Annotated in this window: 14 protein-coding genes; 8 read left to right on the top strand and 6 right to left on the bottom strand. The window is 38.7% G+C overall.

What is annotated here, in order from left to right; translation table 11 throughout:
* Positions 1 to 7 precede the first annotated feature (7 nt).
* The 5 genes from KZC02_RS13040 to KZC02_RS13020 all read left to right on the top strand — a co-directional run bounded on the left by KZC02_RS13040 (position 8) and on the right by KZC02_RS13020 (position 4,704).
* A complete protein-coding gene (locus tag KZC02_RS13040; RefSeq protein WP_221394494.1) occupies positions 8 to 820 on the top strand; it encodes a mechanosensitive ion channel family protein in 813 nt (270 codons plus the stop codon).
* A gap of 129 nt (positions 821 to 949) precedes the next feature.
* Complete coding sequence (gene ffh, locus KZC02_RS13035) at positions 950 to 2,272, top strand: signal recognition particle protein (protein WP_221394493.1); 1,323 nt, start codon at positions 950 to 952, stop codon at positions 2,270 to 2,272.
* 44 nt (positions 2,273 to 2,316) lie between these two features.
* Positions 2,317 to 2,805 (top strand): hypothetical protein, encoded by a 489-nt coding sequence (locus KZC02_RS13030; protein WP_221394492.1) that lies wholly within the window; start codon positions 2,317 to 2,319, stop codon positions 2,803 to 2,805.
* A 150-nt stretch (positions 2,806 to 2,955) separates the two neighbouring features.
* The gene (locus tag KZC02_RS13025) at positions 2,956 to 3,336 is read left to right on the top strand and encodes a hypothetical protein (RefSeq protein WP_221394491.1); all 381 of its coding nucleotides are present in this window, start codon (positions 2,956 to 2,958) and stop codon (positions 3,334 to 3,336) included.
* A 96-nt stretch (positions 3,337 to 3,432) separates the two neighbouring features.
* Complete coding sequence (locus tag KZC02_RS13020) at positions 3,433 to 4,704, top strand: alkaline phosphatase family protein (protein ID WP_221394490.1); 1,272 nt, start codon at positions 3,433 to 3,435, stop codon at positions 4,702 to 4,704.
* 53 nt (positions 4,705 to 4,757) lie between these two features.
* On the opposite strand, the gene KZC02_RS13015 is transcribed toward KZC02_RS13020, so the two are convergent.
* The 4 genes from KZC02_RS13015 to KZC02_RS13000 all read right to left on the bottom strand — a co-directional run bounded on the left by KZC02_RS13015 (position 4,758) and on the right by KZC02_RS13000 (position 10,050).
* Positions 4,758 to 5,126, bottom strand: a complete 369-nt coding sequence (locus tag KZC02_RS13015) for a YccF domain-containing protein (protein WP_221394489.1) — start codon at positions 5,124 to 5,126, stop codon at positions 4,758 to 4,760.
* Between the two features lie 147 nt (positions 5,127 to 5,273).
* Positions 5,274 to 5,873 (bottom strand): pseudouridine synthase, encoded by a 600-nt coding sequence (locus tag KZC02_RS13010; RefSeq protein ID WP_221394488.1) that lies wholly within the window; start codon positions 5,871 to 5,873, stop codon positions 5,274 to 5,276.
* Positions 5,874 to 6,497: 624 nt separating this feature from the next.
* Positions 6,498 to 7,796 carry a PAS domain-containing sensor histidine kinase gene (locus KZC02_RS13005; protein ID WP_255637430.1) on the bottom strand — a complete coding sequence of 433 codons (1,299 nt, stop codon included), beginning with the start codon at positions 7,794 to 7,796 and terminating at the stop codon, positions 6,498 to 6,500.
* 304 nt (positions 7,797 to 8,100) lie between these two features.
* A complete protein-coding gene (locus KZC02_RS13000) occupies positions 8,101 to 10,050 on the bottom strand; it encodes a TonB-dependent siderophore receptor (protein ID WP_221394486.1) in 1,950 nt (649 codons plus the stop codon).
* A gap of 167 nt (positions 10,051 to 10,217) precedes the next feature.
* Between KZC02_RS13000 and KZC02_RS12995 the strand changes: the two genes are divergently transcribed.
* Entirely contained in the window at positions 10,218 to 11,708 is a 1,491-nt protein-coding gene (locus tag KZC02_RS12995; protein WP_221394485.1) for a PLP-dependent aminotransferase family protein, read from the top strand.
* Positions 11,709 to 11,787: 79 nt separating this feature from the next.
* Positions 11,788 to 13,128, top strand: coding sequence for a D-arabinono-1,4-lactone oxidase (locus KZC02_RS12990; protein ID WP_221394484.1), 1,341 nt, complete (start codon positions 11,788 to 11,790; stop codon positions 13,126 to 13,128).
* 103 nt (positions 13,129 to 13,231) lie between these two features.
* Here the strand turns inward: KZC02_RS12990 and KZC02_RS12985 are convergent, their stop codons facing one another.
* Together KZC02_RS12985 and KZC02_RS12980 are read right to left on the bottom strand one after the other, a co-directional pair.
* A complete protein-coding gene (locus KZC02_RS12985; protein ID WP_221394483.1) occupies positions 13,232 to 13,681 on the bottom strand; it encodes a GNAT family N-acetyltransferase in 450 nt (149 codons plus the stop codon).
* Between the two features lie 77 nt (positions 13,682 to 13,758).
* Entirely contained in the window at positions 13,759 to 14,394 is a 636-nt protein-coding gene (locus KZC02_RS12980; protein WP_221394482.1) for a LysE family translocator, read from the bottom strand.
* A gap of 158 nt (positions 14,395 to 14,552) precedes the next feature.
* Here KZC02_RS12980 and KZC02_RS12975 point away from each other — a divergent pair, with 158 nt between their 5' ends.
* Positions 14,553 to 15,221, top strand: coding sequence for a TetR family transcriptional regulator C-terminal domain-containing protein (locus tag KZC02_RS12975; protein WP_221394481.1), 669 nt, complete (start codon positions 14,553 to 14,555; stop codon positions 15,219 to 15,221).
* The last annotated feature ends 1 nt before the right edge of the window (position 15,222 follow it).

Raw genomic sequence — 15,222 nt, 5'->3', positions numbered from 1 at the left:
TTAAATTATGGATTTCGAAGTTATTAAAGCCCAGCTGTTGTCTGCTGTTACATTATACGGCGGCAAAATTGTACTCGCGCTTATTGCCCTTATTATAGGTAGGATCGTTATTGGGAAGATTACTTCGCTTATTGCCAATGTGATGGAAAAAAGGAGAGTTGACCGTGATGTTCAGCCGTTCCTCGTTTCACTCATTACTGTTTTACTGAATGTGATGCTTCTGTTAAGCATTGCAGGTATTATTGGAATAGAAACGTCCTCTTTTGTAGCCGTACTTGGTGCAGCTGGCTTGGCAATTGGTTTGGCCTTACAGGGAAGCCTGGCGAATTTTGCAGGCGGAGTTCTGATTTTAATTTTTAAGCCTTATCGGGTAGGAGATCTTATTAATGCTCAGGGATTTACGGGTGTTGTAGAAGGTGTTCAGATTTTTAACACGATTCTGGTTACGCCTGATAACAAGACGATCATTTTGCCAAACGGCTCTCTTTCTACCGCGCCGATTACTAATATATCGCACAAAGGCAAAATTCGTGTTGATATGGTTTTTGCTGCCGGAAGCCAGAATGGCGCTGACAAAATAAGAGCAGCCATTAAAAAAGTGACCGATGCTTGTCCAACAGCACTGAAAGATGTACAGCATGATATTCTGGTTACTAAACTGACTGAAAATGCGATCTTCTTCGATGTGCGTGTCTGGACACCAAGTTCAGCATATTGGGATACTTATTATCATGTACAGGAAGGGATTAGCAGGCAATTTGCATTAGATGGAATTCAGGCACCAAAACCTGCTGAAGTAAGTGTTGCACTGAAACAATAAGGGTAGATTTTCTCTTTTAATATATTGATTTTTTGCAGGAGTATGGGGAGCATCTTTCCTGTACTCCTTATTTTATTTATACCTTTGTGAATTATTTCAATTAGGGTTCAGAATCATACATATCATTCCATGTTTGAAAACTTACAGGATAAGCTTAATAATGCCTTTCGCACACTAAAAGGAAAGGATAGAATTTCAGATATAAATGTTGCTGCAACTACTAAGGAGGTTCGTAAAGCATTGGTAGATGCGGATGTTAACTTCAAGGTTGCCAAGGATATTACTGACAGGATCAGGGAAAAAGCGCTTGACCGCAAAATTCTGATATCGGTTGAACCTGGCCAGATGTTTGTTAAGATTGTTCAGGAAGAACTGACTGAGCTGATGGGCGGCCAGGCAGAAGGAATTAACATCAAAGGTGATCCGGCTGTTATATTAATTGCAGGTTTACAGGGTTCGGGTAAAACGACATTCACCGGAAAACTGGCCTATTTGCTTAAAAAACAAGGCAGGCAAGTTCTTTTAACTGCTTGTGACGTTTATCGTCCGGCTGCGATAGAACAGCTTAAAGTACTGGCAGAACAGGTTGGAGTTGAGGTATATTCCGAACTAGAAAACAAAAATCCTGTTGAAATTGCCAAAAATGCCATTGCGCATGCAAGAAAAATAGGTAAGAAAATTGTCATTATAGATACAGCCGGTCGTCTGGCAGTGGATGAAGTGATGATGCAGGAGGTACAGGATATCAAATCTGCTGTTAATCCTTCCGAAATTCTGTTTGTAGTGGATTCCATGACCGGACAGGATGCAGTAAATACTGCAAAAACCTTTAATGAAAGGCTGAATTTTGACGGTGTTGTCCTTACTAAATTAGACGGTGACGCACGTGGTGGGGCTGCTCTTTCCATTCGGCAGATTGTCGATAAACCTATCAAGTACATTAGTACAGGTGAAAAAATGGAAGCACTTGATTCTTTCTATCCGGATCGTATGGCGAGCCGGATTCTGGGAATGGGTGATGTTATTTCTCTTGTTGAACGTGCCCAGCAGGCATTTGACGAAGACGAAGCCAAACGCATCAACGCCAAAATGCGTCAGAATAAATTTGATTTTGACGATTTTCTGGGCCAGTTACAGCAGATCAAAAAGATGGGCAATGTCAAAGATCTGATTGGTATGATTCCGGGAATGGGCAATGCGATGAAAGATATGGACATTGATAATGAATCTTTCAAACCAATCGAGGCAATTATCCAGTCCATGACTAAAAAGGAACGTGAAAATCCTGATATGATTGACGGAAGCCGTAAGAAAAGAATTGCAACGGGCAGCGGAACATCCATTTTACAGGTGAATAACTTAATCAAGCAGTTTGATGAAATGAGAAAGATGATGAAGAAAATGAACACGATGCAGGCAGCTGGAAAACTTGGCAAAGCAATGCGCCGTTAGTTTATTCTTAGCATCATGCCAGTTTCTGGTTTTATTATTTCATCATGAAAAAAGTAATTTTACTGCTTATCTTATTCACGCTATGCAGCCGCGAAAACCTTAAAGCACAACCATCTGTAGGGTATTATCCATGGAGTAGTTTGCTATCGGTGAGTACCAATCCCAAAAGGGCAGTCTGGCTGGATTCACGTTTTCAGACTAACTCATTGTTCAGTAGCCTGAGTGTAGATATACTTCCAATGTTTAACCTGAAAAGGGGAGAAGTAGTACAATGGTATATTGGCGGCGGTGTAAGGTTGAATCCTTTATACCGTATTGCGGATTCTGATGCAGATCTGATTACGATTGACGGATATTCGGTTAATGTCGGCGTGCGTATTGCTCCGCTTCCTCAAAACAGGCAAATTCAGCTTGCCCTGGAACTCAATCCCTATGTCAAAGACGGTTTTGACAGTGGGGTTTTGAAAAGCCATTTTGGAGTGGTTTATGTTTTTAATAAAAAGAAGAAAGACATTGCAGATCAGAAACAATAAACAAAAGCGTATTCTTTTTTTGTTACCTGATTTTTATTTCGCGTCCTATTTACCAAAGACAAGATTTTACTTAGAATATTATTTACACTTATTAATAAATCAAATTCCACACCAAATGAAAAAGACTTTTTAAATATTGGATTTGCACTTTTGCTGGGCGTTTTTACTCTTTCTTCCTGCTCGAAAAAAGCGAAGGAGGAATCCAAAGAAGCAACTGAAGCAGTGAGCGAAGATGTTAAGGAAGCTGCGGCAGACACAAAAGAAGGTGCTGAAGAGGTTGCAACAGATGTGAAAGACGCGGGTAAAGAAGCGGTTTCAGATGTAAAAGATGCTGCAAACAAAACAGCTGACGCAGCAGATTCAAAAGCTGATAAGCTAAGTGCATCGGCGCACGCAGAATATGTTGCGGTTACTAATGAAATCGACCGTCTTGATGCTAAAATTGCGAAAGCGTCAGCAGCGGAAAAAATTAAGCTTGAAAAAACAAAAGAAATTTTTGTTAAAAAACGTAAGGAATTACTTGGTGAATAATTTTTGCCGATGAATTAACATAAAAGTAAAATAGCAGCCTGTGTAATACCGGGCTGCTATTTTACTTTTGTAACCAAATTTAAAATCTTATCTGCCATGTCCATTAATAAAAGTAGAGTACTGTTCTTTTTATTGTTTTCGTTCTGCGGATATGAAATGACATATGCACAGAAAATCAAGAAAACACTTTTTGTGATAGTAGATGGGATTTCAAGCGATTCGAAAGAGAAAATTGCTACACCTAACCTGGATGCCATAGCGAAAATCGGCGGTTATACAAGGGCACATGTTGGCGGCGAAAGGGGGACATATTCTGAAACACCGACTATTTCAGCAGTGGGTTACAACAGCTTGCTGACTGGTAGCTGGGTCAATAAGCATAATGTCTGGGATAATGATATCAAAGATCCAAATTATAATTACTGGACCATTTTTCGTTTTTTGAAGGAACAATACCCAAATAAGAGAAGTGCTGTCTTTTCCACCTGGCTCGATAACCGGACCAGACTGATCGGAGAAAATTTACCAGAAACCAACAAAATCCGTATCAATTATCCTTTTGATGGTTTTGAACTTGATACTATTCATTTTCCACATGACAAAGAAAAACAATACATCCATCAGATTGATGAAAAGGTAGTAGACGAAACAGCCTCGTATATTCAGTCCAATAGTCCGGACCTGTCGTGGGTATATCTGGAATATACGGATGATATGGGGCATAAATATGGTGACAGTGACCAGTTCCATAAAGCGATTCAAATGATGGACGATCAAATGGGCCGGTTGTGGAAGGCGGTGCAATACCGGGAGAAAAATTTTAATGAAGACTGGCTGGTAGTAATTACCACAGATCATGGCCGTGATTCTAAAACCGGAAAAGGGCATGGTGGACAATCGGACCGTGAAAGAGGAACGTGGATCGTTACCAACGCGAAAGATTTAAATGCCAGTTTTAATACATCACTGGCGACCAATAGGATTGCCCCTGCTAATATCCCCGGAATCATCGACATTATGCCCGCAATTGCAAGACATTTAGATATTTATATTCCCAAAGAACAGTCATTTGAAATAGATGGAGTATCCATAACGGGTAAACTTTCTATTATCTATCCAACGGTAAAGAAGGTAAATAATAAAATAAGCCTGAATTGGAAAACCCTGGATCAGGAAGGAAAAGTGAAAATATGGATTTCAACCACCAACCATTTTAAAGAAGGGGAAAGGGATCAGTATTTTTTAATGGACGAAGTGCCTGTTACCAATGAAAAAGCAGAAGTAGATATATCAAAATATCCATCCGGATTTTTCAAAATTGTTTTGGAAGCAAAATACAATAATCTCAACCGCTGGATTGTGGAATAAACCTGGAGGCAGTAACACGTTTGCTGTTGACAAGCTTGTTACTGCCTTTATAATCAATGAATTTCTTTTCCGAATGGTGTGAAAGATAAACTCATCAGTTTAAAATGCTGCTTGGCAAAAGGTAATCCAATGATGGTGATAGCGAGCAAAATTCCGAAAAACAGATGAGTTAAGGCGATCCAGATACCGCCTATGACAATCCAGATAATATTGAAAATGGTTGACAAACAACCTGTGTTGCCCGGTATTTCGCGTACTTCCCTGCCAAACGGAAGCAACGTCAGAAATCCTATTTTGAAACATTGAATGCCAAACGGGATTCCAATGATAGTAAGACAGAGCACAAAGCCGGAAATCATATATTGTAGAAATACCACAAAACCTCCGAAAACAAGCCAGATAATATTACCGATTAAATTCATAGCCAATATTTTATTTCAATCCAGGATAAACGAATTACCAACGTGGTAAAAGTAACCAGGCTTATAACAGTAAGAACATATTTTTGATAATTGGCAAACACTCCGTTTTACCGGTCTTTCTACGGTTTAAGGAAATGTCACCATACATTATTTCCAGTTTCCGATTTTTAATTTCTGGAAAAAATCATTTTCCTCAATTTCCCGCACTTCACCAGGTTTCATATCATCGAGCGTAAGATTTTCGATACTCATCCTGATCAGCCGTTTGCAACGGTGCCGGGCTGTTCTCACCATTTTTCTTACCTGATGGTATTTCCCTTCTGTCAGGGTGATAAGCAGCCAGGTGTGCGGTATGTCCCGTTCTTCTCCTTTTTCGATAGATAAATTTGCAGGTTTGGCAACAATTTCGACCTCACAAGGCGAAGTAACATATTCTATTCCGCCCTTGATCTGAATGCCAATTCCTGTCCTTAGCGTGTGCAAGGTTTCAAGCGTGACTACGTGGCCAACATGTACCAGATATGTACGCCTATGAGGAGCTTCTCCCTGAAACAGTAAATTTGTTACTTTTTTGTTTGTAGTTAATATCAGCAAGCCTTCCGAATGGCTGTCGAGCCTTCCTATTGCATGAGTACCTTCCGGAAAGTCATATTGCAGGTCACCAAGTAAGCGCACGTCATCAGGACTGACAAACTGGGAAACCATATTTGCAGGCTTGTTAATAATAAAATACCGGTGGCGGGTCATTGATGAATGCTGATGATTGATTGCAAAATTCGATCAAATACAGGAATTTATAGTTGTTGTCAGTAAAAGAAAAAGTAAACGGGCAATAAAAATTAATTTAAACAAACGTGTGAAAACAAGAAAACCTCACCAGTCCGGCGAGGTTTTCTAAATGAAGATAACGTTGAGTTTATTTCTTTGGTAGTAACTTTTTAGAGTAGAGCTTACTCTGATAGTGAAGGCGATCTGTATTAAATACAAACCACTGCTTAACTACTTTCATATCTCAAAACTAATAGGTGAAAGAGTATTTTACATTGTTTTTGGGGTGAAAGCACCGATATAAAAAAGATTGAGATGAACTTTGAAATAAATTTTTAATATTAAATAATTGATTGTGAGTTATTTAATATTTTTTAAGAAGTAATTGCTTATTAATCAATATAATCACCAATTTGGGGTGAACTCGTATATCTGACCTAAATAATTAATAATCTATATAAATAGTGTTGTTGCAAAAATTCAATTAAGTGTATAGATTTTAATATTCCAATTAATCTATAACAGGAAATTATTAGTATAGACCAAGTTTAAAGGCGATGCAACAAAGCAACCTGGAAATTGAAGAAAACAAAAAGGTACAGATCAAGCCGCTTTGGCAACTTCTATTTTGGCGGGACTATTAGCGGCATTATAGTTTTTATGACTTATTTCAGCATTGGGAAGTTCTATAACAATGGTTGTACCCGTATTTACCTCACTGGAAACAGATATTTTTCCACCATTAAACTCCACGTATTCCTTACATAACAGCAATCCGAGGCCGGTCCCTTTTTCTCCGTCAGTGCCATAAGTATTACTATGTGAATAAGTGAATAATTTTGAGAGTTGTTCTTTGGTAATTCCAATGCCGGTATCTGTGATGCAGATTTGTGTATGTGTTTGTAAATCAACACCCGAGATACTTACTGTGCCATTGGCTGGAGTATATTTAATTGCGTTAGAAATAAGATTCCTGATCACAATATCAATCTGGTCCCTGTTTGCTCTTGTCATGATACCATCGGGGATTTTATTGAGTATCACAATGCTTTTTGAAAGTGCATGCTGACTGACCAGTTCTATATTCTGTTTCACAATTTCAAATATATTCAGTGCTTTGCTTTCAACTGAGTCCTGTTTCAAAAAAGACAATGTAGCCCACCGCAGCAAATTTTCAGTAAGGTCACATACTGCATCAAGCTGTTTTAACAAGCTTTCTCTGAACCCGTTTCTTTCCGCAACTGTAAGTTCTTCAAAAAAATAGCTGGAACTCAGGGCTTTCAATGAAGTGATCGGCCCGCGGAGATCATGGGAAATAATGGCTAAAATTTTATCTTTGAGTTCATTTGCCTTTTTCAAACTGGCAATATATTCTTCTGTACCAGACTGATTTCTCAGAATTTGATTTTTTGCTAATTTCTGATTTTGAATTTTATTTTTAATTACATTTTTTGGACTGTAACGCGCCGCTTTTTTATGTATTAATTCTTGTGTTGGTGCATTTGTGACTGTGAGTTCGTAGTTATATTCCTGAGCAGCTGGTATTGAAAAAGAAAGTAAATAAATATTCGCCGTTGTGGGATCATTCATCGGTGTTATGACCACCGCCGGGGAATTATTGCTGCCTTTGTTTTTAAAAATTGTCAGTGACTTATCCTCAGAAAACGCTCCGGAAGCATTTATTTCGGACAGCAAATGAAATAATGACTCCTTATCGTTGCTATCAAGAAACAGCGACCAATCCCTGAGTACAATTTGTGAAGAACTTAATCCGGAAAAATTCAGGAATGCCGGATTAGAATAAATGTGATTAAAATTATGATCAAGGATAATTGCCGCTACCGGTAATCTCTCAACCATTATTTTAAATAGATTTGGGCTACAATTGTAAATTGTTTCCATCTTCGTTTTTTTTAACAACAATTCATTTAACAGGCGTAATTCCTCTAATTGTACTTTTGAAGATTCCGGATTAAGTTGAGTATGATTAAATAAAACTACAGTACTCTTTGATTACGCTTATATCTATTGTAAAAAAAATGTTAGCAAAAAAATACACTATCTGTAAATTTATTTTACATTTTTAATAAAAATAGTAGAATTACTTTTATAAACAAAGTAAAATTCACAATTAATTCATAAATAGGTGTATTAATTTATTGTTTACTTGGCTTTTTTTATTTAGGTCAAATATCGGCTTCTCTGATTAATTTGTAAAACTGTACCTTATTCCTCCCATCATCCATTTCCCGGGCATTTGAGAGCCCAATAAATCACTGTATTTAGTATTAAAAGCATTATCGGCCTGAACAAAAACTGATAATGTTTTCTTAAGAAATGCATACTCCGCTTTGGCATTTAATATAAAATATTCTTTTGAAACCGAAGTTTGCAAGGATGTTGCTTCCTGTGCAGCTCTGCTTTTATATAATCCATTAACACTCACAGAAAATCCGGAAAATTGGTACAGAACAGAAAAATTGATAAGAAATTTGGCGTGGGAAGAAACATAGAATGTGGGTTTCAAATCGCTGCTTGCGCTATTCAACCGGGTAAGTCCTGTTGTAATCCACAATTTTTGCTTTTCATTAATTGTTCGTGCATATTGAAGATCAACTTCAAAACCTGTGGTATTCACACTCGCTACATTTTTGGCCAACGCATAAGTCCCGGTCGAAATGAGGTTGTCTTTTCGTGGCATTTCCGCGTAGGATGTATTGGTATAATCGATCAGGTCTTTTTGTAAACGCTGAAAAAAGGTACCTGATACTTTTATATCATTTAGAAATAAATCAGCTCCGGCTTCATAACTGAAGGAACGTTCTGCCTTCAAACCGGGACTGCCTATTTTACTACCGGTAGTTACTATTGGCTTATTGTAGTTGTTATATCTTTCTGTAAAATCAGCATCACGAATTGTTTTTCCGGCACTTCCACGTAATTGAAGTTTTTCTTTTTTGAATGAGATATTTACTTGCGGCACAGTTTCCGTGCCAATTCGCTGGCGCCAGTCGAAACGGATAGACGGATTCACTGTAAAATATTCGCCGATCCGCTGTGATAATGAAATGAACGGAGCCAGCTGATTAATGGAATGATCACCACGGTCGTTGGACGAAATGCTTTTACGCTGGTAATTGAGCCCCGTTATAAGCTGCGTTTTATTAGTAAAAGACTGTTGCCAGGTAATTAACCCCTGCCAAAGCCGCGACTTACTGTTATTACGGATTGAAGCAGAATTGAACAGGTACTGATCTTTGACATATTTATAACCTCCGTCAACAGAAAACGCCGATTTGCCTTTTTTATAACCAGCTTTAATTTGGTTCCAGGATGTTTTTACCTGCTCGTTTGCCGTATCTGCCCTGGAAGTTGTATAGAAATTCTGTGCAGCAAAATCCCGGTTGTCATAAGAGCTTCTTAATGCCAGGTTGAAATCCGGAGAAATCGCATAATTTGCTGAAACGGAAGCTGTGTTATTATGAAAATATCCACGCGTCCCTCTTTGCTGTACGCCGGTAGCATTATTGGAAAACAACCCGCCAGATACGGCAAGTTTATCTCTTTGTACAAAAGCACCCAGATTTGCGTTCTTTAATCCGTATTCTCCACCTGTTAATCCAATATTTAATGCCGTTTTATCAGAAGAATTTTCTTCCGGAGATCCATCAGACAGTAGTTTTGCTGCAAATGCTTTTGATATTACATGTATAACGCCACCAACAGCCTCGGAACCATAAATAGCAGATGAAGCGCCTTTTAATACTTCGATCCGTTCAATTTCTGAAGGCGCAATAGGAATATAACTGTTGAAATGACCTGTATTCGGATCATTCAGCCGCAAACCGTCCAATACCACCAAAACCTGCTGAAACGTACCGCCACGAAGTACAATATCACTTTGTGAGCCCATTGGTCCACGGGCCTGGATTTCTACACCCGGAACATAACGCAACAAATCATCAATACTGTGAACCGGCAGATTTTGAAAATAATCACCTTTAATGACAGCTATATTCCTGCCCGTTTCAGACGCACGTTTTTCGATCAGAGAAGAAGTAACTGTCACAGGATCAAGAGAAATTTCCTGACCGAAAGTTACCTGGGCAGCAACAATGGAAAATAAAAAGACGGATTTAAATAAAGTTTTTTTCATGGAAAAGAGATGTAAAGAGTACTTCGGTTTTCGGCGGTCAGCTATCACTTTCCATTAGCGGGTAACAAACTGATAAAATTGATCATCAGGTTTCGAAAGCCAACTGCCGAAAGCCGATGTAAAAATACTACCTTTCCGGACTGTTAACATGATCCGGTTTTGATATTATGAGTAGTCCGGTTGAAATACCACTTAAAAATATACTGGCAATAGACAGATTTTCCGAGACACCGGTCTATATGCAGATTGCGCGTAAAATGATCAATACAATACAACATGGTGTACTGGTACCTGGTGTAAAACTTCCCGGAACACGCGCGTTGGCAGAGATCCTACAAATTCATAGAAAGACCGCAGTTGCTGCTTATACCGAGATTGACGCCCAGGGTTGGATTGAGACCATTCCGAATAAAGGAACTTTTGTAACCATGAAATCGCTCGTTATGCCATCCGGGCCTTTAAGGCAAAAATTGGATTACACGGCAGTTTATCCTGAAAAAACAGGTTTTACTTTTCGTCAAAGCATGCTGCTCGACAGGTCAGTATCGGTTTCAAAAGCAGAACTGGAATTTACGGACGGTTTACCAGATGTTCGTTTGGCACCAATGGATAAGCTATCAAAAGCCTATTCCAGTGTTTTGAAACGAAAAAATAATAATAGATATCTGGGTTATTCGCATGTAGAAGGCAATGAATATTTTCGGGAACAGCTTACTTCTTACCTTAATAATACCCGCGGTTTACATATTGGAAAAGAAAATATTATGACCACGCGGGGTATTCAGATGGGAATTTACCTGGCTTCCATGCTCCTGATCGAACCCGGAGACCATGTTGTTGTAGGTGACCTGAGCTATTATGTTGCCAATATGATTTTCCAGCAGGCCGGCGCAAATATTCGTTCGGTTCCTGTTGATGATCAGGGAATTTCAGTGGAAGCCGTAAGAAGTTTATGTGCTACTACCCGGATCAGAATGCTGTATCTCACGCCTCATCATCATTATCCAACTACGGTTACACTGAGTGCAGAAAGAAGGATTGAACTTTTGAATCTGTCGGTTCAGTATGGTTTTGTCATTCTGGAAGACGATTATGACTACGATTTTCACTACCACAGTAGTCCGGTTTTACCCCTCGCAAGTGCCGATGCATCGGGAATGGTGGTATATATCGGTTCGTTTTGCAAGGCATTAGCTCCCGGATTACGCTCAGGCTACATTGTGGCTCCCCAAAATTTCATAGCTGAACTGGCTAAATTAAGGCGTATTATTGACCGTCAGGGAGATCTGATGATGGAACAGGCATTGGGGGAATTGCTCAATGAAGGCGAAATTCAGCGCCACCTGAAAAAAGCGCAAAAGATATATCAGGAACGCCGTGACTTACTTTGCGGATTACTGAAAAGCGAGTTTAAGAATTATTGTACATATACGGTACCACCGGGAGGCCTGGCTGTATGGACAGAATGGGAAACGGATATTAATCTGCTTAAAGTGAGTAAGGAGTGTTTGAAAAAAGATCTCTATTTACCACAAACGCTTCTTTTTCAAACAGGAAAATTAAGTGCGGTCAGAATGGGTTTTGGAAATTTGAATGAATCGGAAATTGGGAAGTCTTTGGGGATATTGAAACAGGTGGTAGAAATGAACAAGAAATAAACCATAATTGAAATGTTCAATAATTTAAGTAATTTGTCAATAAAATCATATTATTAGCTTCATTTCTCCTGCCCGCACAATGAAAAAAAGACAATTTCTCAAAATATCATCTGCTTTAATGACAGCTCCATTATTTTCACCTTTGACTGGCTGGGCAACCGGCGAAAAATTAAAAAACTGGGCTGGTAACCTTACTTATAGCACAGAAAAACTGGATCAGGCAAAGTCTATACAACAGGTACAGGAGCTGGTAAAAAAATATGACCGATTTAAAGTGCTGGGAACCAGGCATTGCTTTAACACGATCGCCGATTCAAAGGACAATTTTATATCGCTGGTCAACATGGCAGATGATATTTCTATTGATCCTTCCGGAAAAACGGTAACGGTTAATTCTGGTATCAAATATGGTCAGATCAGTCCTTATCTGGATAAAAAAGGATACGCATTACATAACCTGGCTTCTTTGCCTCACATATCCGTTGCCGGTGCATGTGCTACTGCAACACACGGATCCGGTGAAAAAAATGGCAATTTATCTACGGCTGTGTCAGCAATGGAAATGGTTACAGCGGCAGGTGATATTGTAAAACTTTCACGGGATAAGGACGGTGAAAAATTCAAAGCAGCTGTTGTAAATCTGGGAGCATTGGGCGTTGTTACCAAGGTCACGCTCGATCTGCAGCCAACATTTCAGATGACGCAGCATGTATATGAAAACATGCCAATTACCCAATTGAAGGATCATTTTGATGAAATTGAAGGAAGCGGTTACAGCGTAAGTCTGTTCACCAACTGGCAAAGTCAGCATATTACTGAAATATGGCTTAAAAGACGTGCGGATGACAAAAGAATGCCGGAAGCAGAATGGCTTGGAGCTAAACTTGCTACCAAAAACCTGCATCCGATCCCCGAACTTTCAGCAGAAAATTGTACTGAACAAATGGGAGTAGCCGGTCCCTGGTATGAACGTATGCCACATTTCAAAATGGGTTTTACGCCAAGCAGTGGTGTAGAGCTGCAAACCGAATATTATATTCCGCGTCAAAATGCAGTGGACGCAATTATGGCAATTTCCAGAATGGGAAGCCAGATTGGCCCACACTTATTTACGTCAGAAATCCGAACAATTGCTGCTGATGATTTATGGATGAGCCCTTGTTACAAACAGGATAGTGTTACTATTCATTTTACCTGGAAACAGGATTGGCCGGCAGTGAGCAAATTATTGCCGGTTATTGAAAGAGAACTGGCACCATTCAACGCCAAACCACATTGGGGAAAACTATTTACGATAGCACCGGCCCAACTCGAAAAGTTATTTCCTAAACTGATTGAATTCCGGGAAATAGCCAAAGAATATGACCCAAAGGGAAAATTCAGAAATGATTTTTTAAATACAAATATATTCAGGAGTTAAAATGATTACATCCGGCAAGCACTAATTGCTGTAATGTGAATAACCCCGGCAGCAACCGGGGTTAACCTAAAATCATATATATTCTATCTGAAAGGATTAAAGATCATGAAGCCCACAAACTCTTTATCATACACACACTGTAATCTGTTTTTACATAACTACTGGTAATCGTATAGCCCAGATTTTGGTATAATTCAACAGCTTCCGGTTGTTTATTCCCCGTTTCAAGTATGGCATAAGTATAATTCAGCTCAATTGCCCAAGTCTCCATTTCGTATAAGATCCGCGATGCAATTCCTTTTTTGCGATGTTGAGGAACTACATACATCCGTTTTATTTCCATGGAATCGGTATTGAATTTTCTGAAACATCCGCAGCCAGCCGGCTCTCCGTCAAAATAAGCCAGAACTATTGTGTCTAGATTCACAATCCGGTTATATTCTTCATAATCTTCTATCATCGTGTTATAAATTTCACAAAGTGCAATATCGAGCTGCTGTGTTAATTGATGAAAATCAGGATTATCACTGTTTGTTCTTCGTATTTCGAGCATTGATGGGTTTTTTGAATTGAATTTTTTATGGGAAAACCTATTGCACAAAGAAGTATAATAGGGCGGTTGCGGAAGATTTATGTTCTGCTGGTAAGTGCAATTTTCATTCCCAATCCTACAAGTATTGTACCGCAGGCTTTATTGATATACCCCGATATTTTTTTATTGTTTCTTAACCCGGAAAAAATCAGGGCGGCAAAATTAGCCAGCATCAGACACCATAACATGCCTGTAATAGTAAAAGTTATGCCTAATGTTAGAAAAGGTATAACCGTATTGTTTACAGCAGGATTAATAAACTGAGGCAAAAAGGCAATGAAAAACATGGCAACTTTCGGATTCAATACATTGGTTATAACTGCATCCCTGTATATTTTCATCAGATTAATTTCTTTACTCAAGCTTGAATTTTCTGTGTTTAACGGACTTCTGTCTGTCAGCATTTTGAAACCGACATAAAACAAATATGCTGCTCCGGCAAACTTTATAATATTGAAAACAAACAGCGATTTTGCTATAACGATTGAAAGCCCGAATGCCGCCAGTAAAGTATGAACGAGAGAACCTGTAGTAATGCCCAGTACAGAAATGATCCCGGCTTTTTTGCCTTGTGCAATACTGCGGCTTAATATAAAAATGGTGTCGTTTCCGGGGGTTAGATTCAGTAATAATCCTGCTAAAATAAATGTCTCAAAATGGACTATTCCGTTCATAAATTTGTTGATTAATTGTTGGTTATTTTGCTGGCATGATCTTATCACTAAGTAATCATTACAGTTGGAGATCTTCACAAAAACGGACGTAAGAAAAATATACGTTTTTCGTTAAATTTATTGAAAATCATCAGGTTGACTACTAATTCAATATCATAATGGCAACAAAAAGCAAGGAATTTACAGCTCCCATGGATATTACGGCGGACAAAATTACAGAATTGTACATGCATTATTGTCTGGAGAATAATAAAAAGCCTGAGTCGGTTTATTTGTTCTGTAAGCTGAATGGGATTGTTGAAAAGGATTTTTATAACCACTTTTCCTCTATTGAATCGATTGAGAAAAGTGTTTTTTCCAGTTTTCATAAACTCACTATCCAGCTGATCAATCAAAGCGGCGATACTTTAACAGGTTTCCGCGATAAGCTGCTTACTTACTATTATACCTATTTTGAAATACTGACGGCTAACAGAAGTTATGTTGTTTTTACTTTGAAAGAGGATAAAAACCGGATGAATAACCTGGCGAAACTGAAAGAATTCAGAAAGGATTTCAAGCAGTTTATTGCAGAAGCTAGCCAAGGCTATTTAAAAGTGAAAAGCGAGCGGATTCGGAAAGCACAGCAGGATGCACTGGAAGAAGGGGCATGGATACAATTCCTGGTTACTCTCCGGTTCTGGCTGGACGATGAATCTATCAGATTTGAAAAAACCGATTTGTTTATTGAGAAATCAATTCGCGCAACTTTTGATCTTATTGATATTACACCGCTGGAAAGTGTAATCGATTTTGGTAAATTTTTAATCAAAGAAAGACTGAAGTAGG

Source organism: Dyadobacter sp. NIV53 (assembly GCF_019711195.1).
Classification (GTDB): Bacteria; Bacteroidota; Bacteroidia; order Cytophagales; family Spirosomataceae; genus Dyadobacter.
Note: the sequence above shows the minus strand (reverse complement) of the source record. Positions and strands in the feature narration are given on the sequence as shown.

What these genes read in the sequence shown, in the direction of transcription:
- KZC02_RS13040 (WP_221394494.1), top strand. Translation starts at nt 8, where the DNA reads ATGGATTTCGAAGTTATTAAAGCCCAGCTGTTGTCTGCTGTTACATTA.
- ffh (WP_221394493.1), top strand. Translation starts at nt 950, where the DNA reads ATGTTTGAAAACTTACAGGATAAGCTTAATAATGCCTTTCGCACACTA.
- KZC02_RS13030 (WP_221394492.1), top strand. Translation starts at nt 2,317, where the DNA reads ATGAAAAAAGTAATTTTACTGCTTATCTTATTCACGCTATGCAGCCGC.
- KZC02_RS13020 (WP_221394490.1), top strand. Translation starts at nt 3,433, where the DNA reads ATGTCCATTAATAAAAGTAGAGTACTGTTCTTTTTATTGTTTTCGTTC.
- KZC02_RS13015 (WP_221394489.1), bottom strand. Translation starts at nt 5,126, where the DNA reads ATGAATTTAATCGGTAATATTATCTGGCTTGTTTTCGGAGGTTTTGTG.
- KZC02_RS13010 (WP_221394488.1), bottom strand. Translation starts at nt 5,873, where the DNA reads ATGACCCGCCACCGGTATTTTATTATTAACAAGCCTGCAAATATGGTT.
- KZC02_RS13005 (WP_255637430.1), bottom strand. Translation starts at nt 7,796, where the DNA reads ATGGAAACAATTTACAATTGTAGCCCAAATCTATTTAAAATAATGGTT.
- KZC02_RS13000 (WP_221394486.1), bottom strand. Translation starts at nt 10,050, where the DNA reads ATGAAAAAAACTTTATTTAAATCCGTCTTTTTATTTTCCATTGTTGCT.
- KZC02_RS12995 (WP_221394485.1), top strand. Translation starts at nt 10,218, where the DNA reads ATGAGTAGTCCGGTTGAAATACCACTTAAAAATATACTGGCAATAGAC.
- KZC02_RS12990 (WP_221394484.1), top strand. Translation starts at nt 11,788, where the DNA reads ATGAAAAAAAGACAATTTCTCAAAATATCATCTGCTTTAATGACAGCT.
- KZC02_RS12985 (WP_221394483.1), bottom strand. Translation starts at nt 13,681, where the DNA reads ATGCTCGAAATACGAAGAACAAACAGTGATAATCCTGATTTTCATCAA.
- KZC02_RS12980 (WP_221394482.1), bottom strand. Translation starts at nt 14,394, where the DNA reads ATGAACGGAATAGTCCATTTTGAGACATTTATTTTAGCAGGATTATTA.
- KZC02_RS12975 (WP_221394481.1), top strand. Translation starts at nt 14,553, where the DNA reads ATGGCAACAAAAAGCAAGGAATTTACAGCTCCCATGGATATTACGGCG.